Source organism: Sorangium sp. So ce321 (assembly GCF_051530195.1).
Lineage (GTDB): Bacteria > Myxococcota_A > Polyangia > Polyangiales > Polyangiaceae > Sorangium.
The window spans coordinates 7,131,777-7,157,593 of sequence record NZ_CP150329.1; the positions used below are offsets into that span (position 1 = coordinate 7,131,777).

A 25,817-nucleotide genomic window follows, 5' to 3' on the forward strand; every position below is an offset into this window, starting at 1 on the left:
CCACGGCCGCGTCACTTCCCCTTGGCGCGAGCGACCGCCGCCTCGAGGCGGTCGAGGATCTCGCCGACATCGGACCTCGTCACGATCAGCGGCGGGAGCAGCCGGAGCACGGAGCCACGCCGGCCCCCGGTCTCCACGAGCAAGCCGTTCTCGAATGCCGCTCGCTTGATCGCCGCGCTCAGCACTCCGTCTTGCCGTCCGCGGCGTGCGCCGGGCGACGGCTCCACGATCTCGACGCCGACCATCAGCCCGCGCCCGCGCACGTCTCCCAGCTCCGGGTGGTCGCTCGCGATCCGGCGCAGACCCGTCATGAGCAGCTCACCCATCTCCGCTGCGTGCTCGGCGAGCCGATCGCGTCGCAAGATCTGCATCGTGACCTTTCCGGCCACCATCGCGATCTGGTTGCCGCGGAACGTTCCGGCGTGCATGCCGCGGGACCACAGATCGAGAGCCTCGTCGTACACGACGACCGCCAGCGGGAAGCCACCGCCGATGGCTTTGGACAGAATGAGCACGTCGGGGACAATGCGCGCGCGCTGGAACGCGAACATGGTCCCGGTCCGGGCGAATCCGGTCTGCACTTCGTCGATGACGAGCGGGATCTCGAGCTCGCGGGTAAGCTGCCGCACCTGGCGTAGCCAGTCGTCCGAGACCGGGATGCACCCTCCCTCCCCTTGGACGACCTCGACAATGACCGCCGCTGGGCGGGGAATCCCGCTCTCCGGATCACACAACAGATTTCGCAAGTAGTGGATCGAGAGCTGGTCGGTATCGCGTCCGTCGGTGCCGAACGGGCAGCGGTACTGGTACGGATACGGCGCGAAGTGGATACCGCCAGCCGCACCGGGCAGCGCCGCCTTGGTGGTGAGATTCCCCATCGCGGCCAGCGCGCCGCTGGTCATGCCGTGGTACGCGCCGTGAAAGGCAATGATTGGCTGGCGACCCGTAGCGATGCGCGTCAGCTTCATCGCCGCCTCGACCGCATCGGACCCACTCGGACTGCAGAACTGGACCTTCGCCCGGGCGGCCCACTTGTCTGGTAAGAGGCCGAACAGCTCGTCGAGGAACTCGCACTTGGCCGGCGTGGTCAGATCCAGAGCCTGCTGCACGTGACCCGAGCCGATGAAGTGTAAGAGTGCGTCTCGGATCTCCGGGTGATTGTGCCCGAGCGGCAGAGCGCCGGCGCAGGTCAGACAATCGATGAACTCGCGCCCGGACCGGTCGCGCATGCGGACGCCCGTCCCGCTCTCGAACACCGCTTCGAACGACGACGCATAGGTCCGTGCGCTGGACTCACGTCGCTTGACGGACTCATACATATCCTCTGCTGTCTTGGCGAGGCCGGCGACCGTGGGTACGTCTGCTGACAACATCGATCACTCCTACTTGGCGCCGTCGGCGCGCGACCAGCCGTACGCCGAGCCTGTTTCCTGAACGGGGACCTTCACGAGCTCCACGAGTGGCGGCTGGTCGACACACGATCGACGCGCATCTAGACGGCCCCTGTCCGCCGACCGTCAACTCGTCGTGACCAGGAGCGCCTCGACCAACCGCGCTCGCCGGCCAGCGCGGTCGACATCACGCCGTCACAAAATGCCACGGTGCGAGTCACGCGTTCCGTGCCGAGAATGCCTCGTCGAACAGCTCGTGCCGGTGCAGCCTGAGAAAGCCGAACAGTGTCCTTACGCGTGACAACGGCCTCATCAGCGACTGCTCCTGCCGCGACAGCTCCACCGGCGGCGACTATCGTTCCATCCATGCACCTCTTGGTGCGCACGAGATCATGGCCATGCGAACCCGTCGATCCCTCCATCGGACCGCTCAGAATTTCCAAGAACTCAATCTGAGTCGATGCTCTACCGCGCGCTCTCGCGCAGTCAAGTCCTCACGAAGCGCGCGCAGCGCGCTTGCAAGCGCGAGGCCACCGTGTATGGCGAGATCCCGTCATGCGCGAGACCTCCGCCGCCGACTTGCCCTCGATCCGGGTCTTCACCGCTCAGAAGAACTGACCCGCCTTTGCTTACGAGTCAATCATGTGTAGGCAGCCCCAACACTTCTTTACTCACGAGTCAGCCATGTGCAGTCAGCCCCAACATTTCCAGTGCTGCTGCGGCGAGCTTCGAGCGGCAATGAGGGGGACGTGGACGAGCGGAACGGGTCCAACTCCGCTCGAGGAGGCTCTTTACCCTGGCTGAGGACACACGTATCCGCTACAAGCGGCGCTTGAATGCGATATGCATGCGACGCGTGCGTTACGGGGCGGCGTCAACGCTATGGCGACAAGCCGAGGAGAGCGGTGAAGAGCGTTTGCGCCACATAGCCAAGCCGCTGCCGAGTTGCTCGATGACGTTCTCCTGGTCGCAACGCAGGTAGGTCTCATCGATCACGTCCTCGACCGACCAGCTCTGGGGGAGGTTGGTCACCACGTACCGATCGCGAATGAAGTCGGTCAGCCGGCCCTGCTTTCCCTCGAAGCTGTCGAGGATCTGCCGGCGAACAACGAGCCGCAGGGGTTGATGGCTGCCCCGCGGGGTCCAGCCCACCTCACCGACGTACTGCTTGGCCATGCGGAGCTCGGTGTAGCCGCGCGCGCGTACACGCTGCCGCCGTCGGTTCGGCTTGCGCTTGCGCGGGCGGTACCCTTCGCGCTCGCGACGCCGCGCGGCTTCTCGATGCGCACGGGGCACGAAGAGATTCCATTTCTCGATCGTGTCAGCAAGGCGTGCTCGCTGGGTCGTCTCAGCCAACGAAAGCGAAGTAAGCACCCGCTCGCTGGCATGCTTGGCGTACATCGCTTCGATCGAAGTCGCTATCGGCCACGACGAGCGAGCGAGCGCTTAATGCAGCGCCGGCCATTGTGCCGCGCGAGCTTGCTCCACACCTTGTGCTGGACCGCGTCGATCGCCTGCCGAAGACCAGTCAGCGCGTCGGCGTTGAAGCGCCTCAGGAAGTCCCCCGCGGTCGTCGGGTCGGGCTGCCGGCACGCACCGAACATCCTGCACACCGCCTCGTCGTTCTGCAGCGTTGCCATGTCCTCCAGGCACCGCCCGCCGACGTAGACGTTCATCGCCTGGGCGAGCACATGGCCCGCCTCGCGATACGGAAGGTGCAGCTCGAGCGCGCGAACCCGCTGATTGATCTCCTGCGCCACCCCCGAACTTCCGATAGAACTGCTCGACCAACGCCATCCCGCCGTATCGCGTCTCGATCGCACGAGGCTCGATCTCGACGGCATCGCCGAGCGGCAGGACCAGCTTTCAGCGCTGGAGGCCCGCCTCCGGGCAGCCAAGGCGGCGCCATCTGCCCTCGATCTGGAAGTCCGGCGGCTGGAGAAGGAGGCTCGTCAGCGCCTGGGGGACCTGCGGGCGATGCTGGAGCGGAACCCCGAGGAAGCCCGGAAGGCGCTCGAGACGATCCTCGGAGGCCCGCTGCGGTTCACGCCCATCGAGACCCCGGAGGGCAAGCGATACCGGATCGAGGGCGTCGTCGCCCTGGAAGCCGTCGTCGCCATCGAGGGCAACGAGGCGCGTGCAGTACAGGCAGCGTCCCCAGCGGGGTACGCCCGGTGGTGCACGCGCCGGATCGTGCGGCCAGCCTGCAGGGTGTGCGGCTTCCGGTGCCCCTGGGGGTCGTCGCGTGAGGCTCCCCGGCGGCAGCGGCATCGAGGAGCTGACCGGCAAATGGGTCAATCAATTCCCGCGGCGCACTGTCTCCAGGGAATGCAGCTAGACGCGCAGCGCATGACCATGAGTCGGCCTGAAGGCTCTACCCGTTACCGAATCAGGATTGGCGCTTCAGGATCAGTAGCGGAGGTGTTCCTCGAACGCTTCGCGGATCATCTTCTTCTGCTCCGCGTACCCGAAAATTCTGTCGTTGACGCTGACAGTACCCCATTTGACGGGCTTGTCGCTTTCGATCTCGGCTGACCATGCCGCGAGGCTTCCAGGGAGTGGGTAGCCCTCATGGTTCGCCATGCTGACCCCGACGTTCACGTTGTAGTAGTCCGGTGCCTGGGTCGACAGGTCGACCGACGACGAGGCGGTGACGCTGAACTCGACGTGGAAGGCCGGAGCAGGGATCGCTTCCCAGTCCAGGCTCAGCGCGGCGAGCTTCTCGGTCGACAGGGGGAAGATCGGCTGCTTCAGGTACTTGTTCATCATCGCTACGGCGAGGTCGTGAATCCCCTTCTCCAGCTTGCGCCAGCAGCCGCTTGCCTGCCAATTGGACGGCTGCGGGACGATGTTCTCGGAGACGTCGGGGCCTCCGAGCTGCAGCGCCATCAGGTGCCCCTTGTCGGTGCCGAGCTTCTTTCCGGTCTCGAAGCCGGAGTTCGGGCTCGGCGCGTCCAGCCGCCCCCACGTCGAGCAGGGGACCACATAACCATGGACCTGCCGCGCGTTCCTCCCTTTCGGGATCGGGTTACCGCGCAGGAAGTCTTCCGCGCGTCCCGAGTGGATCGTGACCGGACCCGCCCACCAGGGGCGCTGGGGCAGGACGGGGACGGCGGTCATGTACCAGTGTTCCGATTGCGTCCCCTCACGCTGCTTCGAGGGCACGAAAGGCACGCTGGATTCAATCTCCATGCGCTGGACGACCTTCGTCGGGGCGTGCTCCGCGCCACCGCTCTGCCGGTGAACGGTCGCGGCGTGCGGGGGCAGCGCAGCGCGCATCGACGGTTGCGCCGCGCGCGCCGTTGGCACCGTCGCGGCGTGCGGAGGCGCGGAGGCGGCGAGCGAGGGCTGCGCCACCGGAGCGGGCTTCACCGTGGCCGGATGCGGGGGGTGTCTGCGATCGTTCATGGCCAACCTCGTTCGTCGCATCGTACCCGCGTGCCGTGGGCGAGACAACCTGCGCCTCCTCCGTGGTGCTCGGCCGTCGCTGCGGCACCTGCCGAGCGCGTTGACCGGCCTCGGCAGGCAGCACAACCGTCACTCGCCGCCGCCCTGCGTCTCCACCTGGTTCACCCCGAGCTGGATATCCACACGGCCGGGCAGCGGCTGCTCGATCAACATCTTCCAGCGCCCCGTGGGGTTCGTGAAGAAGAAGTACACGGCGACAGGCGTCTTGCCGGGCTTCTTCACCTCGACGTCCCGCTGCACGCCCGGGAAGACCACCTGCGCGTCCAGCACCGACGCGTCGGGGGTGATCACCTTGTCCGCCGCCGAGGCGTACGCCTCGGCCAGGTAGGTCTTCGCGTCGACGCTCCGCACGAGCATGTAGAGCGGCCGGCGCTGGTTCGTGTCCTTCGTCGACCGCACCGAGACCGTGAGCTGCGACGACGAGCAGCCGGTGACCAGCAGCGCGCCGGCCAGGAGCGCCTCCCGGAGCCGGGCCCGGCGGGCGGAGCGGCGCAGGGGCCGTGTCATCCGCCTCCGCCGCGCTGGGCGCGCGACGACGGCTTTGCGGGGGCAGGCTGCTGCGCCGTCGCCACGCTCGCCCAGGGGTCGGGGCTCAGCTCGAAGCTGATAGGGGTCGTCGCCCGGCCCGCGTCGTCGAGCGGCACAGGCCACGTCGCCACCCCGTACTTGAACGAGCTGGCGCGCTGCAGGAGCCGGTAAAAGCTCCACGTCGAGTCGTACGTCGCCGTCGACTGATCGCGCGTCTTGCCGTCCGGTGAGGTGAGCTGGATACCTATCCACGAGCTCCGCTGGTCCCACCATGCGATGGAGAGCGGCTGAACCGACGCCATCTGGTTGAACGCGAACGACGAGGCCTCCCCCGTCCGGAGGTACGCCATCGTCACGGATTTGCCGTCGAAGGTGCCCACCGGCAGCGGCCGCGGCCTGACGCTCAGCGCGAGCGGCTGGCGCTTGCCTTCCTTGCTCCAGAGCGCCCGCGCCATGGCCTCGAGGGCGTTGACCTGGCCCAGCATGCCCTCCGGCAGCGCCGGCGACCCGAGCGGCGAGCTCCGGGCGGCCCAGCCGTCGTCGCGCTGGACGCACACCGGCGCGATCAGCCGATCGAACGCCTCCCAGAACTGGCCTTTGCCGGGCAGGAACAGCGCCTCGACGTCGGCCACCGCGGCGTCCTGGCCGGCGCTCCGGTCGAACGGGAACCGCGACAGGACCGGCCCGGCCGGCCCGAGGACGTCGTGTTGCCACGCCCGCGCCACCGCCTGGTTGATCTCGGCGAGGCCGAACCGGTACGCGGCGTGAACCGGCGAGAGGAACGGCGCCGCGTCCTCGCCGGCGACGCCGTTCGCGTCGAGCCAGGCCTGCACCTGGACCAGCACGGAGTCCTTGTCGGCGAGCAACATGCCGAGCGCCGCCTTGCCCAGCGGAGAGAGGTTGTCGGCGAGCCCCGCGCCGCTCGCCCCGGCGGCGGACGCGGCCGGCGCGGTGTCCGCGAGCGGGGCGAGGATCTCGGTGTACGCGTCGAGCTTCGGATACTGGCCCTTCTGCGGGGTCATGATGTCGACGACCGGCCTGAACGCCGCGAGATCGTCGGAGAACGGCGCGAGGTAGGCGCCGGCTGTCTTCGACTCCGTATCGAGGCTCGCGTTGTCCGCGAAGGTGGCGAGGAAGCCCGTGAACCACGACGACGGAAGGCTCATGTCCCCGATCGCGATCTGCAGCACGGCCTGCGACCGCACGGTGAGCTGGAAGCTGCGGTAGTACCCGCGGAGCTCCCGCTCCAGGCGACCGGCGTACGAGCGCGTCTGGTCGCGCAGGTACACGCGGAACGACTCCTTCTTCGCGCTCGAGAGCGGCGCGGCGGCGAGCGCGGCGTCCACCGCCTCGAGCGACGGCTTCACGTCGGCGTTGAACGCCTCCTTCGTATAGACCCCCTCGATGGCGCCGCTCGCGCCCCTGCCCGGCACGGCCGCGCGGCCGACGTCCGCATAGCCCGCTTGCGCGCTGAAGAACGGCCACCGTCCCTTCCGGGCGACATCGGCGGTGAACGCGTCGACCAGGAGCGCCATCTGGCTGTGGCCGATCAGCGAGGACCACCCACCGGCGCTGAACGTGAACGTCTGCTCGTTGATCGTGAGGCGGTAGGTCCGATCCGCCGGGGCCGGCGCGCTCGCGGCGGGCGCCGAGCCCGACGCGGGCGGGGCCGCCGAGGACGCGGCCGCCGCCGCGGAGGCAGCGGCGGGCGCGGCGGGCGCGGCGGGCACGGAGGACGCGGCCGCCGCCGTCGCGGAGGCAGCGGCGGGCGCGGCGGGCGCCGCCTGGGGGGCGAGCAGCGTCAGGAGCTCTTGGAGGCTGATCCCGTCCACCCGCGTCGGCCGGAGCCTCGCGTTCTGCACCATCGCGAGCAAGCCCGCGAGCGTGTCGTGGTTGTCGTTCACCCACGGCGGCGCCGTGGGCGCGGCGGCGAGCGGACCGAACATGGCGTCGAGGTCGAGCCGCCAGTCGCGGGACAGGAGCTCGAGGATCGATCGGACCGTCGGGTACCACGTCGACGCGTCGAGCACGTCGGCGAGCGGGACGGCGCGCTGCTGCAGGTCCTTGAGCTGCGACAGCGTCAGCTCGTCGCGCGCATACGCCCCGTTCAGGTCAGCGAGGTAGTCGAACCACACGTCGAGATCGGTCGACGGCGAGCGCGGGTCGACCGGGGTGGACGGGACGGCCTGCGCGACCTTCGACCACGCCCGCTCGCTGTTCTCCACGTAGTCCTCCGGCACCGGCCCGGGCACGCCGATGCGCTCGGCGAAGGTCTCCCCGCCCACCCGCCGCACGAGCGCGCCGAGATCGTTGTCGCGCGCGGCGTAGAGGAGCCCGACCGCGTAGACGAGCCGGTCCCGATCCAGCCGGCCGCCGAGCAGGGGCAGCAGGTAGGCCGTCCGCACGGCGTCGACGAACCGCTTGCGGAGCTGCTGCTTGTCGTCCGTGAAGCTGTAGCGCAGGAGAGGCCAGATGGCCTCGGAGCGGAAGAGCTCCGCGAGCTGCTCGCCGGCGGCGCGCTCGGCCTCGGTGAGATCGTCGCCGGCCGTCGCGCGCGGGCCCTGGGCGGCGGCGCGGACGAGGCGGTCCACCGCGTCGCTCGCCTCTCCGAGCCTGTACCCGTGGTAGCCATAGAACCCAGCCATCGCGGTGGCGCTGAAGACCAGGACCGCGAGGCAGACCGTCCGGAGCCGCCACTCGGCCTGTCGCGCGTCGGCCGCCAGGGCGGCCAGGGTGCGCGGGTCCACCACGAACGGGTCGCCGAGGTGCTCCTCCGGGTCGAGCGCGCTCAGGTAAAGACTGTCGTTCGCGAGGCCTACGTCCTCATCGAGCCCGGCGGTGAACGCCGACAGCGCGCCCAGGAGGTCCGTCGCCCGCGCGAAGAACCCGATGAACCTGTCGAACTCCTCCTTCGACAGCAGCGCCACCGCGCCCGGCAGGTACGCGTCGAGCGAGGCGAGGCCCCGGTGCAGCCCGGCGCTGCTCGCGCCGTCGCCGAGCGGGAGAGGCCGAGCCGCGCCCCGATCGCGGAGCACCTTGACGAGCTCATGGTACCCCTCGATCGCGTCGAGGTGCGTGAGGCAGAGGCGGACGGGAACCCGCTTGCCGCGAACGTCGGAGAGGATATCGAGCTTGCCGCGGGTGAGCTGGCCGAGCTCCCTGAGCTCGTCGGGCCGGTCTTCGAGGAGCTTGCGCGCGTCGAGCGCCATCACCACCGTGGGCGCCTGCCAGCGGATCGCCCCCCAGAGCGCGGTGAGCGCGGCCCTGGCGTCGTCCGAGGTGTCGCGCAGGAGCGGGGCCAAGATCTCCTGCACCAGGAGCTCTTTGCCCGGGTAAAGCTGCATCAGGTCGCTCTGCTCCACGCTCTTGCGGAACTGCGCGGCCTGCTTCTTCAGGTCGATCCGGGCGTCGATGAGGTGCGTCTTGCCGGCGCATGCGCCGCCGAGCACGATGAAGACGGGATAGTGCCTTGCCGCGCGAGGCTGCCTGTCGAGGAAACCGTTCCAGAGGTCGAGGAGGCTATCCTTCGCGAGCGAAGGGGCCTTGTTCGGCGCCGGGAGCGAGGCCTTCTTTCTCCGCCGGAACAGCCAGACCGCGACCGCCGCCCCGCCGACCACCAGGAGCACGGCGAGCGCCGCCCACACCCAGCCCGGGACGCTCTCGAGGAGCGACTCCGCCTTGCCCGCTGCCTCCGTGTCCCCCTGCATGCCGCGCGGCCCCGGTCACGATCCGTCGCTCGCGGGGAGCGGGCGCGCAGGGAAGAGCTGGAGCGCCTCGAGGAGATCCTCCAGCGCGTCGAGGTCCTTGCCCATCTCCGCGCCGAGCTTCGCGAGGGCCGCGGGCGGAGGGGGCGGCCCCGCCGCGGGGAACATCGCCGCCGCCCGGGCGCGGATCGCCGCGAGGACGCGCGCGAGCGCCGGGTTCGCCGCGCCGGCGCCGAGCGCCTGCGCGACCTCCTGCTCGAGCGCGGAGGCGAGCGCCGCCGCCTCGGAGGACGAGAGCGCGGGCGCGCGGCGCGGGTCGTCGGGGGCTGCGGTCTTCATCTCGAGGCGGGGTCTCAGAGGTTGGAGAGGAGCATGGGTGCCACGCAGATCAGCGCGACGAGGATCGCCGTGCCCGTGTAGTAGACCGCCGGGGGGAGCCGCCGGCCGGGCGGGCGCGCCGCAGCGCCGGCAGGCGCGTCTTCAGGCCGCGCCTGCGCCTTCGGCTTCGCCATCGCCCGCTGGAGGTCGCCCTTGTACCGCTCGATCGCGGGGTCGCCTTCCTCGTACCGGCCGCAGAAGCCGTCCTCGAGACACCAGTAATACACCTCGTGGACCATCGACGCCTTGACCTGCGGGCGCAGCAGCGCGTCGAGCCGCGCGTAGAAGACCTCGCCGCCGTTCTCGTCGCGGAGCACGCCGTCCTGGAGCAGAGGCCAGTCGAGCCGATCGCCGAGCGAGAGCCTGGCCATCACCCGCTCGTCGAGCTCGAGGACGATCGGCAGCATCGCCGCCGCGGCGTCGGCCCTGCCCAGCGCGCCCGTGAGCGTGGCCTCGAGCTTCGCGAGGCGGGCGCGGATCGCGTCGCGGAGCGCCTCCAGCGCGTCGGGGCCGATGGAGTCGTCGGCGCTCGACGGCAGCGCGCGCGCGATGCACGCGTCGATCTCGCGGCGGGCGGCGAGGACCTCGCCCCAGAGCGCGGCGCTCATCGCGCGCTGCCCTGGGGCAAGAGCTTCGCGCGGCCCGGGGGCGCGATCCGGACCTCGACCGCGCCCGGGAGCCAGGCGTCGAGCAGCGCGTGGAGCTTGTCGCGGAGGTCGTCCACGAGGCCCTGGAGCGCCGGCTCGTACGGGCGCAGCGTGAGCTCGTAGACGTAGCGCACGCCGCCGCGCGGGCCGCCCTCGGGCGCCTCGCTCGCGGTCACGTCCGTGACGAGGTCGGCGATCCCCCGGTGGAGGCTCGCCTCGTCCGCGCCCAGGATCCGGAGGAGATCCGCGAGCTCCTCGCGGCTGAAGTCCACCTTGGTCCGGAGCGAGATCAGGTGAAGGAGCTTGAGCGGGTGGTTCCAGAGCGGGCTCGTCCGGTGGGGCGCGAGGTTGCCCGCGAGCCGCAGATCCACGGAGCTGAGGCTGCGTTTTTGCAGCGAGGCGTCGAGCCTGCCCGTGGCCACGGCGTCGAACGCCGGCTGATACCAGCGCGCCGCGGCGATGACCGTCTTCGGCGCCTCGAACGCGCCCGGCATCTTGAGCAGGAGCCGGTGCTCGAGCTCGTCCGGGTCGTCGCCGGTCACCTCGATCTCGTACACCTCGCCCTCGTCCGACAGGAGCCCCGACCGGATGGGCTCCTGGCCGCGCGCCGTGAGCCTGTAGACGCCGGTCACCGCGTGCAGCCGGATCTCCTCGCCCGGGCGCTCCTCGACCCCGCCGAGCGCGACCGGGTTGACCCCGTGGAGCGGGTACGCCTCCTTGGTCCCGTCGCAGCGGATGGGGCGGGCCGGGGCGCTGTGGAGGTTCGTCACGGGTACCACGAAGAGCTGGAACACATCTTTGTTGAGGACGAGGTCCCGAGGCCAGTTTTCGTCGAGGTCCACGCAGACCCAGGCGCGCCTCCAGGGGCTCTCGCTCCCGGGCAGATGGAGGTTGAGGAACAGCTCCTGCGCGGGGAAGTGGAAGAACGAGCGGATCCGCGCGAGGGGGTGCTCCAGCTCGTCGCCGTCCGGCAGCGCGGCGCCCCTGGGCGCGCCGCAGTAGGCGTCGCACCTGGCCCCGTCCGCCTCCTCGCTGGGCGCCTGATCGAAGAACACCGAGGCGCGCTCGAGCGAGCTCGTGAGCATCTGGGTGATCTCGCGCGATCGGTGGTAATCGGCGAGGTGATCGACGTGAAGGCTGAGCAGGCCGAGCGCCGCGGCCGGCATCGGCGTCATGGCGTCGAGCCGGATCACCAGCCGGAAGCCGGACCGGCCCCGGCGCATCACCCGCGCATCGCCGACCGCGAGGGGCAGGACGGTGAGCGGCCGCGTCGTCGAGAAGAGGCCGACCGAGCCCGCCGCGCTGGTGAGCCGCACCTCGGTGCCGCGCGGGAGGGCCGCGGGCGCCCGGAGGCCCTGCCTGGGCACGGCCTGGAGCAGGGCCATCGCCGGCACCGGCGCGAGCAGGAAGTCGAAGTAGCCGCGGTGGAGCCGGCTCACGGCGTCGCGCAGCCCGCCGGCCGCGAGCATGCGCGTGCGGGCGCTGAAGTACGCCATCGCCTCGAGCAGGCGGCGCACGTCCGGATCATGGCGGCTCACCGGCAGGACGCGGCTCCGCTGCCCGGGGCGCGCCGGCCCGGCCGCCGCCTCTTCCCGCGACACGGCCCGCGTCGTCAGGAAGCTGTCGAGCGCCGCGAGCTCGGCCACGAACTCGGCGTAGAAGGCGTCGCCCCTGCTCATCCGAGGTTCACCAGGTTCCCTTGAACGTTCACCAGGTTCCCTTGAACGTTGGTGATGCTGCCCTTGAGCGTGGCGACGCCCGAGGACTCGGCGCTGAGCTGGCCGTCAGCGCTGATCTGGACCGCGGCCGCGGACACGGTCACCTTCGCGCCGGCCGACGCGGAGAGGTTCGTCTGGCTCGCGAGGGTCATGTCGGCGCCGCTCGACGCGCCGAGCTTGGCCTGGCTCGCGAGCGACATGTCGCCCGCGCTGCTGAGCCCGAGCTTCTGCTGGCTCCCGAGGGTCATGTCCTTGTCGCTCGTCACGTCGAGCGTGTCCTTGCTCGCGTACGTCGACGCCTTGGTCGATGTGCAGGTGATGGTCTCTGCGTCCAGGGTGAAGGTCTTGCACTTGATCGCAACGCTGTCGGCCCGCTGCGTGATCGTGCTGGTGTCCTCCTGCCCCTGCCCCTGCCGCTTCCGCTGCACCTTGAGCGTGAGCGTCGTGCCGTCCGCGGTCACGATCTGGGTGATCTTGTCGTCGTCGTTCGTGATCGTGATCGTGATCCCGGTCGTCTTGTTCATCTCCAGGGTGCAGATCAGGGTGCCCATCGCCGCTTCGCCGCCCTCCGCCCGCCCGTGGGCTCAGGAGTCCTCCTTGACCGTGATGATCAAGGAGCCCTCTTTGATCTCGAGGGTCGCCGTGTCCTTGTCGTGGATCCGGGCGACCTTCATAACCGGGTTCTCGCCGTCGTAGGCGTGGCTTATCGCCGTGCTGTTCGTCGCCGACTTCCCGAAGAAGATCTGCTCGCCTTGCACGTCCATCGCCAGCTTCGCGTCCGCGCGCCAGTCGAGGAGCTGGGCGATGGAGGCGCGGGTGAGCCCGATCGCGAGCAGCACGCGCGCGTCGCGGTACGCGGGGAGATAGAGGTTGCCGGAGCCCATGGTGGGCGCGAAGGGCGCCGTGATCGTCTGGTTGTCCCAGAGGGGCACGGTCACCTTGTAGCTGTCGAGCGACGTGGCCTCGTCGGTGTAGAACTGGTAGGTGACGTCCGGCGCCTCACCCTGCTCGCTCACGACCTTGCCCTCGACATAGCCGGGGTAGGTCGGCGCGGTGAAGGCCGGCAGCTCGACGTACGGGTCGTCCTGCTGCTCGAGCCGCGCCGTGACCGCGAGGCGGTATCCGGCGTTCGGCGCGTCGTGGTCGGCGTCCGCGTCCTGGTCCTCGGCGCGGCCTTCGATGCGGTAGCGCCGCACCCGCCACGTGGCGGCGAGGCTCGACGCCTCGCTGCTCCACAGGGCGCTCGCCTCGAGCCGGATCAGCACGCCGGGGTGGATGGCGATCGTCGGGAAGCGGCGGAAGGCGATCTCGAGCTCGCTCGATCGGACGAAGAGCCGCTTGGTCTCGAGGGTCACGCGGTCGTCGACGTCCTGCGCGATGGCCGAGCGCATCAGGTAGTCCCGCCGCATGCCGCTCGCGGCCTGGGCCTGGCTCACCGGCTTGTTCTGCGGGCTCGCCGCGTACGAGCTCAGCACCGCGGCGCTGGCGCGGGGCACCTCCGGCAGGACGATGGTGACGAGCCCGGCGTCGTCGCCGAACAGGCTCGACGCCTTCCCCGACGCGTCCTTCGCGTCGCTGATCTTGTACGCGCCGTTCGGGTAATCATACGCCCACACGCCCGCGTTCGCGTCGAGGTACCAGAGCACGAGATCGTAGAAGCTCGCTCCGTAGGTAGGGTCGAGGTGCAGGAAGACGAGCGGGCGCGTCACGCCGAGGGTGGTCGAGTCGTACGTGAGGGAGATCGCGTCGCCCTTGTTCGCCTCAATGACGTCCTGCACCGATTTCTCGGTGTAGAGCACGCACGGGAAGTGCTGTTTCCACAGCACGGCCGCCGGGTCGGCGAACTCGATGCGGTAACGGCGGTAGAGGACGGGGCGGTCCTTCATCACCCGCGTCGCCTGCTCGGTGAGGGTCTTGCGCTGCCCGAGGCCGACGACGGTCACGGGCGCGAGCGAGGACGACGCCTCCGGGTCGTCGTGGACCACCGAGACCCCGAGGCTCACCGTGACCATGTCGGGCGCGAGGAAGCTCGCGAGCAGCGCGTCCGCCTCGGCTCCCCCGTGCGTCTTCGCGTTCGCCACGACGAACTCGACCGCGCCGGAGAAGCCGTGGCTCGCGAGATCGAGGTCGAACGACTTGACGTTGCCGGAAGGGATGGTGAACGCCGTCCCCTGGATGGTCAGCGTCAACGAGAGCTCCAGCCGGTCGGTGAACATGGCCCGCCGCGCTACTCCTCGACCGTGACGCCGCGGAACACGGTGTCGAACGCGACGCGGATCACCCTCTCCTCCCCTGCCACGGTGCCCGTGAGGTCGAAGAGGATGCGCCGCTCTCTGTCTCGCGCCACGGCCACCACCCGGGGGTCGCCGAGGCGCGGCTCGTGGCGCGCCACGGTGGCCTGGATCTCGTCGCCCAGGTGGTCGACGGCGTCCTTCCGGCGGGCCGGATCGTCGTAGTCGCCGAGCCCGTAGTCGGCGAGGACGCTCCCGTGCGTCTTGCGGGTGTTGAGCAGGAAGCGCAGGTTGCGCTTGATGTTCGAGAGCTCGACCGCGGCGTCGCGCAGGGCCGGCGCGCGGGGGTCGTCGGCGGCGCCTTGCGCCACCCGCCCCGAGCGCGCGAGCCTGCCGAGGAACGACGCGCCCTCGCGCCTGTCACGCGTCGACACGGGCCCTCCAGCCGAGGGAGAGCGATATCGCCTCGAAGGGCGAGCTCCCGTAATAGGCGAGCGCGCCGTCGCGCAGGGCTTGCTCCCATTCGTCGTCGCGGCGGATGACGTGGAAATCGACGTTGGACCCGAACGCGTGCGAGGGCGGGTGCTGGACCGGGGTCAGCTCCACGCCGCGCAGCGCCCGCTTGTGCACGAAATCGAGGCGCGAGGGGCTCGCGAGCTTGAGGCCCCGGAGCGGAGCCTTGGTGTAGGCGTCCGGCCGCTCGACGAGCAGATAGACCTCGGCGGCGCGCTTCAGCGCGTCCGGGAGCGGCGCCGCCACGAAGAGCCGCTCTCCCTCCTTCTGCTGGAAGGGCACGAGCTCCGGCGACAGGACCGGCCGGCGGTGGAGCCGCTCGGCGATGCGGTCCCCCAGCCGGTTGAAGCACCCCGCGAGGTCGTCGTGGTCGTACGTCTCGGGATCGAGGTCCGCCGGCTCGACGTCCTGGAACAGGCACAGCTCGAGGTAGAACGCCCGGAGCGCCTCCAGCAGATGGTACGGGTGGAGGTGGATCTCGCGCGCGTGGTCGGCGAGCAGGGTGCGCAGGCGGTACGCCGCGAGCTGGCAGCGCCGGGCGCTCGCCCTCCCCTCGCCGCGCAGCGCGGCGTCGCGGAGCTCCGCGCGGCGGTCCGCCTCGAAGTTCTTGAGGAGATCCACCTGCTCTTCGAGCAGGGCGCGCAGAAAGGGGCTCTTCCCCACCTGGAGGAGCGGAGGCACGTAGTCGCCCGAGAGGTAGAGCGAGCCCATGCGCCTGCGGAGCACGGCGAGCTGCAGCGGCTGCCGCGCGTCGTCGACCGAGGAGCTCGTCGACAGCGCGAGCTTGTGGACCACCCGCTCGACGTCCGGCGCGTCGCGGGCGTAGAGGTCGGCGCCGGTCACGTGCTCGACGTCGTTGAGCACGTGGAGGTAGAGCGTCGCCTGCTCACCCATCTTCTTGACGTCGATGTCGACGGTCCCGATGGTGGCGTTGCCGGGGACCGCGAAGACCTCGCCCGAGTCGAAGACGACGGTGAGGCGCCGGACCGACACCCTCCCCTTGGCGAGGCCCTCCTCGTCCCAGTCGAGCTCCCCTATCCCGTAGAGCGGCAGCCCCGGGAGCCGCGACGAGAGAGAGAGATTGCCGAGCAGCGCCTCCTCCTGCGCCTGGAAGTGCGCCGGCTGCAGGATCTGCCCGTTGAACCATCGGTTCAGGGCGAGCTTGACGTCACGCATGACCGGGGCGCCCGCCCGCGCGCTCGCGGGATCGCATCAGCCAGAGACCGTGAGGCCCCAGGGCTTCACCACGTTCTTCGTGTCCGAGGTGGCGATGGTGAGCGTCTGCTGCGACGGCTTCGGCTTGATGCCGATGTTGAACGCGTAGTTCTCCGGCGACTGGACCTCCTTCGACGCGTCGTCGGACACCGAGAGGTTGAGATCCTCGCCGCGCTTCTCGATCAGCCCGTTCATGGTGGTTTTGGCGCAGTGGAAGCACTTGAAGTACTTCTTCGCGATCGGGTCGTACTCGTACACCGAGAACTGGAACGTGACGACGATGTTGGTCATCGTGTTGTAGATGAGCCCGAGCAGCGTCTGCTTGTTGTACACCGAGAGCTGCCCGGAGAAGTAGATCGCGTCGGTGACGCCGAGCTCCCAGAGCACGTCGCTCAGCACCGCCACCACCGCGACGTTGTTGGCGGGGCTCAGCGGGTCCTTGCACGTGGTCTGGTCGACCGCGAGATCGGTGTCGCCGACCTTGATCGCGGTGATGTAACCGACGTTGGTCTGCTTGTCCTTCTTGTAGTTGTAACCCTGGTAGACGTCACACACCTTGCGGAACTGGGGCATCGGCGTTCTTCTCCTGCGTCGTCCGGTTCTTCAGCGGACCGTGGCCCTACTTGGCCCCGCCGAGGGCGGCCTCGAGGCTCAGCTCCACGTCCATCCCCTCGAACTGGAGGTGGGGGGTGATGGCCACCTTCGCGGAGTACCAGCCGAGCGGGCCCGGCCTGGTGGTGACGTCCACCGAGGCGGCCTTGAAGGGGTACTGCTGCAGCGTGAGATCGTCGGGGTTCACGACGGTCGTGACGTAGCTCTTCAGCCACGCGTCGATCAGGCTCTGCACGTATTTCCCGTCCGCGCTCGTACCGATGTACGGGCGCACCATGAGCTTGATGTAATGGGCGATGCGCGTGATCGAGAGGGTATAGGCCAGGTTGCAGATGAGGTCGGCGTTCTGCGTGGCGCGATCCTCCTTGAACTGCAGCGCCTTCTTCGCGGAGCGCGCGCTGAAGAACGTGGCGTCCGCCGTGCCCTTGCGCCACACGAGCGGGATGAAGCCCTTGTTCGCGAGCTGAAGCTCCTTGTAGTCGGGGAGCGCGATCTCGAGCGGCGGCTGGAGCTCGGTGCGACCGCCGCCGCGGTCGACCTCGTGGACGTTGAGCCCCTGGATCATGCCGCCGCCGTTCTGCCCGCGGATGCGCTGGCACCAGCCCGTGAACTGGAACGAGCGCACCAGGTTGCGGGCGAAGAGGATGGCCGCGTTGCCCCAGAGGTAGCTCGACTGGAGCACACCCTTCCTCTGCAGATCCTTGTCCTCGAGCGCACCCTTGATGTCGTCGTACTGCCTGAGCTCGTCGTACTTGAAGACCCGGTTGCCATGCGCGCTGTCGTCCTCGCTCCAGGGGAGCCGGAGCAGGTAGCGCGGCAGGGTGAGGCCGATGTAGGCGGCGCCGTCGGTCTGGCGGAACGCGTCCCACTTCCCGTACTGTGGCTGGCTCAGGCGCGCGTCGATGTCGTCGAGCGCGTCGAGCTCCTCGGCCGACTTGCAGCGGAACGACGCGGGCGACGCGGCCGCGATGAAGGGGCAGTGCGCGAGGTTCGCCACCCTGGACATGGTCTGGATCCACGCCAGATCGTCCGGTTGCGTGATGTCGAAATCGTAGAGCCCGATCATCACGCCGAACGGCCTGCCGCCGTAGCGGTCGTACTCGTCTTGATAGAGCTTCTTGAAGAAGGGGCTCCTCAGCAGATCGACGTTGTTGTCGGTGAGATCCTCGCCGAGCTCTTCCTTGGTGACGTCGAGGACGTCGATGATCACCTTGTCGTCGACGACCTCGTCGCACAGCTCGGCGAGCCCGCGCCAGCTCCGCTCGATGGTCTGGAGCGTGGGGTCCTGCAGCACCCGGGTGAGGTAGGTGTTGATCCTGCCCTCGACCTTGGACGCGATCGTCGTGACCCTGTTGCTGAGCTCGACGATGGAGTTCATCCCGGCGAGGTCGGCGTCGCTCAGGTTGGTGAAGAGCGCCGCGAGGCAGTTGATGAACCGGTCCTGGTCGAGCACGGTCGGGACGCGGTCGTAGAGCGAGAGGCCAGCGTGCGGGACCTGGACCGCGGTCGCGGCCGACGTCCCCGTCGCCGTCGCGGCGGGCGCGGTGAGCTGGAACAGCGCGGTGCCCTTCGGGACCGTGCCCGGGTAGGCCGTCTCGGCGAGGGTCTTTGCCTGCGGCGGGATCGGCGGCTTCGCCTGGTCCGGGATCGTCGACGGCGGGGGCTCGATCTGCGCGTAGGGGGCGAAGCTCCGGAGCTCGTCCCGGAGCTTCTTCAGCTTGTCGTCACGGGCGTTCTGGGCTTCTTTGTCCGCGGGGTTCAGGAGGAGATCGCGCACCGCCCGCTTCAGCGCCGGGTTGCTCAGGACGGTAGCCTGCAGCTCGTGGACGAGATCCTCGACGAGCCGGAGGCGGCGGATCTCGGGGATGTACTGGCCGATCTTGTCAGGACTGAACGAATCGAGGTTGCGGATCGGGAGCGCGAGCGTGGCCCACGCCTTCCCCTCGATCCGACCGCGGATCACCTTGCGCTCGCCCTCGGATGCGACCTTGCCAGTGAACGTGGACGCAAAATTACCATTTACGTAGCCAGTCAACACATCACGGCTCGCGACCTCGCTCGAGTCCCAGCTCGGGTCAGCGCCGATCGTCCCTTCAAGTTTGATCGGGCCGAGAGGCTTCACCTCGACATCCGTTTGCTCGTTCAGGGTCACCCCGCCGATCTTGATGTAGTTGCCGATCGTCTGGATCGGGAACTCGATCTGCACGTCGGGGAACCTGCCGAAGAAATCGCCGAGTCCGTTGCACTTGTCGATGTTATCGTCGAGCTTTAGGCCCTCGAGCGTGACCGTGACCGAGGCCTTGATTTTGCCGTCGTTGACATCGCCGGCGTCCACGGCGATGTCGGCCCGGAAATCGCCCTCGACACCGTTGATGAGCTGGCCGAGCTCGGGCGACTTCTTGACGGTGTCGGGGGTGATTTTCCAGGCAACGTTGAGGTCGGCGAGGACGTCGCTGAACTTGACACCCTTTGAGATCGACAGCACCCGACGCTCACGCAGCGGCGGCCGAGCTTCAACGGGCAGGCCCGAGAAGTCTCCCAGCACGAGCAGCCGGAAGGGGAGCTCTTCGGCCACCGGCGTTCCCTCGACGTGGGTCCGGTAGACGATCTTCAACCGCGATCGGATGAACTGATCCTGGATGTACTTGTACACGGTCCCGCTCCTCACCTGTACGCCCGACGACGAGGGATGTTTCGAGCCTCTGCGCATGGAGTACCAGGCGTTCGACCCCCGACGTTCCCGGTGAGTGTCGCGCGCCGCGATCCGGGATGTCAACTATTACCGCCTCGCACGGCGTGCGTTCGGCGGCACCCCGGCGCGCGCGCCCGTGTCTTTCTCGGTATCCTTCGGCAGGCTCTCTCCCGGGACGGCGCCGCTCCAGATGACGATTCGTTCCGGCACCTGCACGGGGTTGTCCACCTCTACCGACAGCGGATTGTAGCCCACGTAGCTCGCGTCGTTGAACCTTGCTGAGGACGCCCGCTCACGCATCAACAGCACAACCGTCAAGTGCACGCCCGCGCCGCGGAGCGCCGGGAACGCCTGCTCCTCGAGCCTCGCCTTGGCCTCGACGGGCCAGGGCTCGCCCGCGTAGCTCTCGGGGTCGTCGCAGATCAGCGTAACCTCCAGCCCGTAGACCTGGACCTCGGCTTCGCCCCCGAACGCGGCGGTCCCCATGCGCGCGCTCCCGAGGCAGACGCTCGGCACGCGCATCGGCCGGCGCGCAGGGGCGCGGCGCACGACCACGCCGAGCTCGGGGAAGATGTGCTGGAACAGCCAGCGCAGGGTGCTCGGCGCGCGCAGGCAGGTCAGCCGGAGCATGTCGCGCTTCATCCCAGCCCAGTCCGGCACGAGCTTTCTGGCGCGCTCCGGCCGGAAGCTGTCGATGCGCTCGCGAAGGAGCCCGCCGTCGAGGAGGTCGAGCAGCGCCTCGAGCGGCTCTGCATAGTCCGGGTCGGCGAGCAGCTCTCGGAAATACGAGGGCAGCGGGCTGCGGTTGCTCAGCAGGCCCAGGTTGAGCGTCACGGTGACGTCGATCTCTTCCGCGCGCTTGCCGCGGCCCTCGAGGCGCTGGACGTCGATCGGGCGCCGCAGCGGGTGCGGCTCGTCCTCGCCTTGGAAATCGATGGAGTCGAGGAGGCGGGGCTGAGGGGTCGAGGTGAAGTTGCCGAGATAGCGGATGTGCGCGCGATCGAACCCGAGCTCCTCGAGGAGCAGGATCAGCGCGACCACGTCGAACTCCTGGATGCGGGCCTTGATGCTGTCCCTCAGATCGACGGGTATCTCGCGCTCGCGGCTCACTCCTTCGGTTCTCCGACGAACGCGTCGAGGTCGACCTGGTAGAACTGCTCGAGGATCTGCCAGGGCAGGCTGCCGGCGCCCTCCCAGTGCGGTGACAGCTCGTCCACGTGGGCTGCGAGCCGCGCGAAGTAGGAGGAGAAGAGGCTCGGCAGGTAGACCTTCGGGTCGAAGCTCTCGACGATGCGCCGCACGTCGTGCGCGACGATCGCCGCCTTCTGGAGCTCGCCCCGCTCGACCAGGGTCTCGAAGGCCCGGAGCTTCTGGAGCAGGAGCTTCAGCGCCGGCGAGGTGGGGATCGTGATGACGTCGGCCCCGGGCGCCGGCGGCACAGCCGCGAGGGGGGCGGGGGGAACGGAGGCGGGGGGCTGCGCCGCCGCGGGCTGCGCCGCCGCGGGCTGCGCCGCCGCCGGCTGCGCTGGAGGGGCCGCGCGGGGCGGCAGGTGCGTGGGCGGCGGCGGCGCCTTGACGGGCTTCGCCGGCTCGGCCTTCGGCTCCGCGGGGGTGAGCCCGGGCAGCATCGACTGGCGCGCGACGACGTGGCGGAAGGTGTCGTCGAACCAGACCCGGAGCTTGCCGAGCTCGTCGAGGCACGCGGCCTCCTTGAGGCGCGCCTTCACGGCGTGCCGCGCGAGATCGCACCCGTCCAGGATCCTGTCGACGAGCGCGTCGTCGCTCGCGAGGACCCACGCCGTCCACGGCTCGTCGCGCTGCTGGTCGTGGAACTCGAGCAGGTCGAGGAGCGTGCGGAAGAGCCAGCCGAGGCTGGCGTCGGCGAGGACCGCCTTGCGGTTCGTGGGCCCGAGGGCCGGGTAATCGTCGCCGAGCGCCGCGGTCGCGCAGGCGAGGATGTCGGGCAGCGCCACGACGCCGTCCTGGAGGAAGGCGCCGGCGAGGAACGCGCCGATCAGCCGGACGTCGTAGATGCGACGCTGGAACACCGCCTGCGCCGCGGCGGCGGCCTCGTCGTAATCGCCGCGGCCGGCGAAGTACGTGACGCGCTGGAGGCGCGGGTCGTCGCTCTCGAGGCCGGGGTTCGGCGAGACCGGCAGGGGGCCGCGCAGGACGGCGAGATCGAGGTCAGGCATGCACCACCTTGGGCCGGGCGGGGCTCACGCTTCGTCGCTGGACCGCTGCACGAAAGACGCGCGTAGGGCCATGCGGGCGACGTTTCCCCTGCCTCGTCAGGACGCGTTGATCGTCTTCAGATTCTCGGCCTTCCCGTGCGCGCGATCGACCGTCGCGAGGCGCACGAGAGGAGCGCTCGGCAGGCACACCCACGCCTCCCTTGTTGACCTGGTGTTGACCATCTCTCTGGAAGGTGATTGCGTGTGAACGTCCGGCGCGACGCCGCCTGCAGAGTTGTTTCCGGCGATCAGCCCGTCGGCGCTTCTCGGCGGGTGGCCATGGAGGGTGAAGGTAACAGACAACGCCAGCTCGCGATCCCAGAAGATGGCATCGCCCTGCCGTGACCTGGTCCCCGCCGCCCTCCCGGACCGAGACCTCGCCGCGCCGGCCGCATGCCTTCGAGGTCGCGTCGCAACGCCTCCGCCAGGAGCCCCAAGGCCGTCCCGGCGCCCCCGCCCGGGTCGGCCGGAACGCCGTGAACCCATCCGGGGGAGCTGGCTTCTCCACGCGGGAGACGGGTGCGACCCATCTCCCGGTGGACGTGCCTCCAACAAAACACGGGTGCGACCCATCTCCCGGTGGACGTGCCTCCAACAAAACACGGGTGCGACCCATCTCCCGGTGGACGTGCCTCCAACAAAACACGGGTGCGACCCATCTCCCGGGTGGAGATGTCTCCGTCCGACCCCGCGATCCGACACTGCGGAGGCAGAATGCATGAGGCAGTCCGGGCGGTGGACGCCTGCGAGGTGCCTTCGGCGGGCGAGGTGGATCACGAGGACGCGCGCGAGGGGGGATGTCGTCCGCAGGCAAGGCGATCCCGGACTGCGTCGACGTCAAGCGTCGTTCACCTTGAACTGCCCCGGGCTCACCACCTGGATCACGCCGCCCCAGTTGCACATCAGCTTGCAGGTGCTGTCGAGCGCCGGCATCTTCCCGATTGTCACCTTGGTGCTGCCCGGCATCCAGGGGGCCGCGGTCGCGGGCACGCACGGCATCGGGGTCAGGACGCCGACGGCCACCGCGGTGGCCGCGGCGACCGTGGGGTTGGCGGGCGAGGTGCACATCCCGAACGGGGGGATGTTCACGATGGGCTTGCTGTCCATGATGTTCGCGGCGGGCACGCCCGCCAGCACCCCGTTGGCGGGCAGCACGATGAGCGACGACGGCGCCGCGCCGAAGCTGCACTGAAGCATCGCGCCCATGACGACCTGAGCTCCCATCGAACGCTCCCCTCGCCCCTCGCCGCTAGGCCCCGCCCACGTCCTTCACGAAGCGCTGGCGCGCCTCGGTGAGCCGCTGAAACGTCCCCTGCCCCGCCTTGCGGGCCAGGCTCCCGCGCTGGAACTGCGCCTCGCACCAGGCGTGCTCGACCTCTTTGCCCTTCATCCGCGCGTAGAGCGGATAGAACACCGTGCGGTCCGGCGTGAACTCGTCGCCGAGGCGCGCGCGGATGCGGCGGTGGATCGCGTCGGTCCGGCCGGCCTCCTCGCGCGCCGCGGCCTCGGCCGGCTCGGCGCCGGTGAAGACGACGAGCACGAAGAGAAAGCCCGCCGCCGCGCCGCCCGCGAGGGCCGCGACCACCGAGGCCGCCGTCACGAACGGCAGATCGGCGATGGCGTCGACGACCTCCGCGCGCGGGTACACGCGCCCGTGGCGCCGCGGCGCGAGCGTGCCCGCATAAAGGAACTCGCTGCCGGCGACGCGCGAGAGGAGGACATGGCCTATCTGGGCCGGCTTCTTGGTCGGCGTGGGCGCGAACAGGCCGCTGTCGCCCGAGGCCTCTTGCCCGCTGCCGTCGGGGTCGAAGAGCGCCCAGGGCACGCCCGCGGCGGGGAGCACCTTGAGGCTCGCGCCCTCGGGGCGCCGCGCCGAGAAATGGGTCATGCCGCCGTCGGCCGCGTCGAACAGGAAGATCGAGGCGGGCGTCTTTTGCAGGCCGTGCGCCTCCACGAACGCGCGCCACGTGATCGCGTCGAACGGCTCTTCCGGGTTCTTGAACCAGAGGCTGACGTTGCGGAGCGGCCCCGGCGAGGCCCGGAGGAGCTGATCGCGCGCGGCCGTGGTCACGCCGAGCGCGCGCAGGGGGAACTGGAGCAAGAGCCCGGGATCCTGCGCGAGGTCCGCGAGCTCGAGGTGGAAGAAGGTCGCGCCCGCGAGCAGCGTGGCGAGGACGAGGCAGGGCTGGTGCTGCGCCGGGTGTGCGCCGGGCGCGGCCACCGTGTCGCCCGGCCGGAGCGAGAGGGCGAGGCGCGCGTCACGGAGGGGCCGGAGGTAAGCGGCCTCGGCCGAGAGCGGGACCGGCGCGTCGAGCGGGTCGCGCAGGGGCGAGAAGACGAGGGCGCAGGGCTTCTTGGCAGGATACGTGAACGACCGCTCGTACCGCTCGTACCGCTCGTGCGGCGCAGCGGCGGTGTCGCGGAGGGCGAGCTTCTGCGCCTTCGCGTCGAGGAGGCCGAGGTACACCGGGTCGGTGGCGATGTGCGCGGGCGCGAGCTTCTCGAGGCGGCGGGCGAGGTGGCGGTCCCCGAGCGGCGGCAGGAACGAGATCACGAGGCCGAGCCGGAGCGCGGCGCAGAGGGCGACGAGAAAGGCGCGGCCGAACGGGAGGACGACGGCGATGACGTCGCCCGCCTTGGCCTTCTGCGCGGCCCACGCGCCCGCGAGGCGGGCGCTCTCGGCGTGGAGCTCGGCGTACGAGAGCGACTGCACCTTGCGGGCGCGGCGGTCGTAGTACGCGAGCGCGGCCAGGCCCTTGGAGGGCTTCCGGACGACCATGTCGTGGTAGAGGTCGTAGCCTTCGCCGGGGCGGCTCTTGGGCGGCGGCGACGCGGTGCCTGCGTAGTCCTGCCAGAGGGCCGCCCAGAACGCGTCCGGCGCGCGGTAGGTCTCGTCGAGCCAGGGGAGGACGACGAGGGCGTCCTCGCGGTCGACAGAGAGCGCGCGCGTCACGGCGTCCAGGTCATGGAGCACATCGCCTCCGGGCGCGGTGAGGGACGGCGTGCAGGTCGTAGGGCATATCGCCTCCGGGCGCGGTGAGGGACGGCGGGCTCGGGCGCGCCGTCATGAGGGACGGCGTGTTCGCGCGCGCCGTCACCCGATCTGCCGGTACATCTCCCGCGGCCGCCGCACCGGCGCCCCCGGCAGATCGCTGATCTTGGCCGCCCGGAGCACGTCGAGCGCGAAGGTCGAGCACTGCCGCCGATCGAGGCTGAACGGGTATTTGCCGGACTGGTACTCTGCCACCTTGGCCATCGCCGCCTGCGCCTCCGCCGGCGTGACCTGGTAAGAGCGCGTCTTCACGCCCGGCTTGTCGAACGCGCGGGCGTCGTCGTGCACCACGCCCTCGACGCCTGACTTGAGGCGGCCCAGATCGCGTTGCGGCTCGTACTGGCCGAAGTTGGCCGGCGAGAACCCGAACGCCTGCGCCTCGCCACCCGGCTCGCGGATCGCCACGAAGCTGTGCCCCGCCAGCTCGTCCGGGAGGCGCCCGTGGTCGCCGCCCTCGTGCAGGTAGGTGCCCACGATGAGCTCGTAAGCCCCGCTCTTCGCCTGCGCCGCCGGGAAGCGCGGCGGCGCCGCCGGCACCCGGGTCTGGAACGCCGCGGCCGTCTTCGGCGTCTGGAACGCCGCGGCCGTCTTCGGCTGGGCCGACGCTGCCACGGCCTTGCCCATGCGGTCGGCCTCGGCCTCCAGCTCCGGATCCTGGACGACGGCCACGCCGTCGCCGAACGGGTTCGCGACCCGCCCCTCCCGCTGCTGCTTCACGTGCGTCAGCTCGTGCCCGAGCAGTTCTTGCCCGCGCTGGCTGTGCGGATCGTAGTAGCCGGGGGCGAAATAGAGGTCGGACCCGACGGTGAACGCGAGCGCGCCGATCGACGCGGCCTCCGGGCCGACATGGACGCGCACGTCCGAGAAATCGGCGCCGAAGAACGCCTCCATCTTCTTTTGCACGGGCGCGGGCAACGCCTGCCCTCGCTGCGCCGACGCTCCGCCCAGGAACCCCGGCGGCGTCTGAAACGCGCGCGCGCCCGCGGACGGCTGCGCGGCGGGCGCGGCCGGCTGCGCGGCGCTCCGCGCCTCGGTCGCGGGACGGCGCAGCGGAAGCTGCGCCGGGTGCGGCGGGCGAGCGGGCTGCCCCGCGAAGGGCTGCGCGGCCTGCCCGACCTTGGCCGGGTGCGGGCGCCCCTCGGGCCCCGAGGGGCGGCCCACGGTCGCCGGATGGGGCGGGCGGGAGGCCGCGCGCATCTGCGCGATCGGCGCCATCTGCGCCGGGTGCGGCGCCCGTGCGGACGCGGCGCCGAGGAACCTGGACGGCACGCGGCCGCCCGCGAAGAACGCCTGGACCACGCGAGGCAAGGGGCCTGAGGGTGCGGCAGTGCTGGGAGCGGGCCCGAAGGGAGCCAAGCGGAAGCCTCCTTCTCACGACGAGGTGGCGCCGGAACGCCGGCCAGGTTGCTCACCGTATCACCCGGGCCGTTCGGA

The 25,817-nt window shown here is 70.1% G+C and carries 20 protein-coding genes; all 20 read right to left on the minus strand.

The genetic code is table 11. The features are described from left to right. Positions 1-11: 11 nt before the first annotated feature. Positions 12-1,319, minus strand: coding sequence for a diaminobutyrate--2-oxoglutarate transaminase family protein (locus WME89_RS26150; protein ID WP_438011972.1), 1,308 nt, complete (start codon positions 1,317-1,319; stop codon positions 12-14). A 933-nt stretch (positions 1,320-2,252) separates the two neighbouring features. Next, positions 2,253-2,792, minus strand: coding sequence for a hypothetical protein (locus WME89_RS26155; RefSeq protein ID WP_438011797.1), 540 nt, complete (start codon positions 2,790-2,792; stop codon positions 2,253-2,255). Between the two features lie 17 nt (positions 2,793-2,809). Further along, a complete protein-coding gene (locus tag WME89_RS26160; protein ID WP_438011798.1) occupies positions 2,810-3,151 on the minus strand; it encodes a hypothetical protein in 342 nt (113 codons plus the stop codon). Positions 3,152-3,800: 649 nt separating this feature from the next. Continuing rightward, positions 3,801-4,799 (minus strand): DNA/RNA non-specific endonuclease, encoded by a 999-nt coding sequence (locus tag WME89_RS26165; protein WP_438011973.1) that lies wholly within the window; start codon positions 4,797-4,799, stop codon positions 3,801-3,803. A 129-nt stretch (positions 4,800-4,928) separates the two neighbouring features. After that, the gene (locus WME89_RS26170; RefSeq protein WP_438011799.1) at positions 4,929-5,366 is read right to left on the minus strand and encodes a hypothetical protein; all 438 of its coding nucleotides are present in this window, start codon (positions 5,364-5,366) and stop codon (positions 4,929-4,931) included. Further along, a complete protein-coding gene (locus WME89_RS26175) occupies positions 5,363-9,094 on the minus strand; it encodes a type VI secretion protein IcmF/TssM N-terminal domain-containing protein (RefSeq protein WP_438011800.1) in 3,732 nt (1,243 codons plus the stop codon). The genes WME89_RS26170 and WME89_RS26175 overlap by 4 nt, the downstream gene beginning before the upstream one ends. 15 nt (positions 9,095-9,109) lie before the next feature. Beyond that, positions 9,110-9,430 carry a hypothetical protein gene (locus tag WME89_RS26180; RefSeq protein ID WP_438011801.1) on the minus strand — a complete coding sequence of 107 codons (321 nt, stop codon included), beginning with the start codon at positions 9,428-9,430 and terminating at the stop codon, positions 9,110-9,112. Between the two features lie 14 nt (positions 9,431-9,444). Further along, entirely contained in the window at positions 9,445-10,077 is a 633-nt protein-coding gene (locus WME89_RS26185) for a DotU family type IV/VI secretion system protein (RefSeq protein WP_438011802.1), read from the minus strand. Then, a complete protein-coding gene (locus WME89_RS26190; RefSeq protein ID WP_438011803.1) occupies positions 10,074-11,795 on the minus strand; it encodes a type VI secretion system baseplate subunit TssF in 1,722 nt (573 codons plus the stop codon). The genes WME89_RS26185 and WME89_RS26190 overlap by 4 nt, the downstream gene beginning before the upstream one ends. Then, positions 11,792-12,385, minus strand: coding sequence for a hypothetical protein (locus tag WME89_RS26195; RefSeq protein WP_438011804.1), 594 nt, complete (start codon positions 12,383-12,385; stop codon positions 11,792-11,794). The genes WME89_RS26190 and WME89_RS26195 overlap by 4 nt, the downstream gene beginning before the upstream one ends. A 33-nt stretch (positions 12,386-12,418) precedes the next feature. Further along, entirely contained in the window at positions 12,419-14,050 is a 1,632-nt protein-coding gene (locus WME89_RS26200) for a hypothetical protein (RefSeq protein ID WP_438011805.1), read from the minus strand. Between the two features lie 11 nt (positions 14,051-14,061). Further along, complete coding sequence (tssE, locus tag WME89_RS26205; protein WP_438011806.1) at positions 14,062-14,499, minus strand: type VI secretion system baseplate subunit TssE; 438 nt, start codon at positions 14,497-14,499, stop codon at positions 14,062-14,064. Further along, positions 14,486-15,754 (minus strand): type VI secretion system baseplate subunit TssK, encoded by a 1,269-nt coding sequence (tssK, locus tag WME89_RS26210; RefSeq protein ID WP_438011807.1) that lies wholly within the window; start codon positions 15,752-15,754, stop codon positions 14,486-14,488. The genes tssE and tssK overlap by 14 nt, the downstream gene beginning before the upstream one ends. 36 nt (positions 15,755-15,790) lie before the next feature. Further along, entirely contained in the window at positions 15,791-16,366 is a 576-nt protein-coding gene (locus tag WME89_RS26215) for a hypothetical protein (RefSeq protein WP_438011808.1), read from the minus strand. A gap of 46 nt (positions 16,367-16,412) precedes the next feature. After that, a complete protein-coding gene (gene tssC / locus WME89_RS26220; protein WP_438011809.1) occupies positions 16,413-19,058 on the minus strand; it encodes a type VI secretion system contractile sheath large subunit in 2,646 nt (881 codons plus the stop codon). Between the two features lie 126 nt (positions 19,059-19,184). Further along, positions 19,185-20,207, minus strand: coding sequence for a hypothetical protein (locus tag WME89_RS26225; RefSeq protein WP_438011810.1), 1,023 nt, complete (start codon positions 20,205-20,207; stop codon positions 19,185-19,187). Then, positions 20,204-21,292: a type VI secretion system protein IglI family protein gene (locus tag WME89_RS26230; RefSeq protein ID WP_438011811.1), complete on the minus strand. Its 1,089-nt coding sequence runs from the start codon at positions 21,290-21,292 to the stop codon at positions 20,204-20,206. Before WME89_RS26230 ends, WME89_RS26225 begins: the two co-directional genes overlap by 4 nt. Positions 21,293-22,168: 876 nt before the next feature. Beyond that, positions 22,169-22,555, minus strand: coding sequence for a DUF4280 domain-containing protein (locus tag WME89_RS26235; protein WP_438011812.1), 387 nt, complete (start codon positions 22,553-22,555; stop codon positions 22,169-22,171). A gap of 25 nt (positions 22,556-22,580) precedes the next feature. Further along, a complete protein-coding gene (locus WME89_RS26240; RefSeq protein WP_438011813.1) occupies positions 22,581-24,305 on the minus strand; it encodes an AMP-binding protein in 1,725 nt (574 codons plus the stop codon). A gap of 120 nt (positions 24,306-24,425) precedes the next feature. Then, positions 24,426-25,682, minus strand: a complete 1,257-nt coding sequence (locus WME89_RS26245) for an eCIS core domain-containing protein (protein WP_438011974.1) — start codon at positions 25,680-25,682, stop codon at positions 24,426-24,428. Positions 25,683-25,817 lie beyond the last annotated feature (135 nt).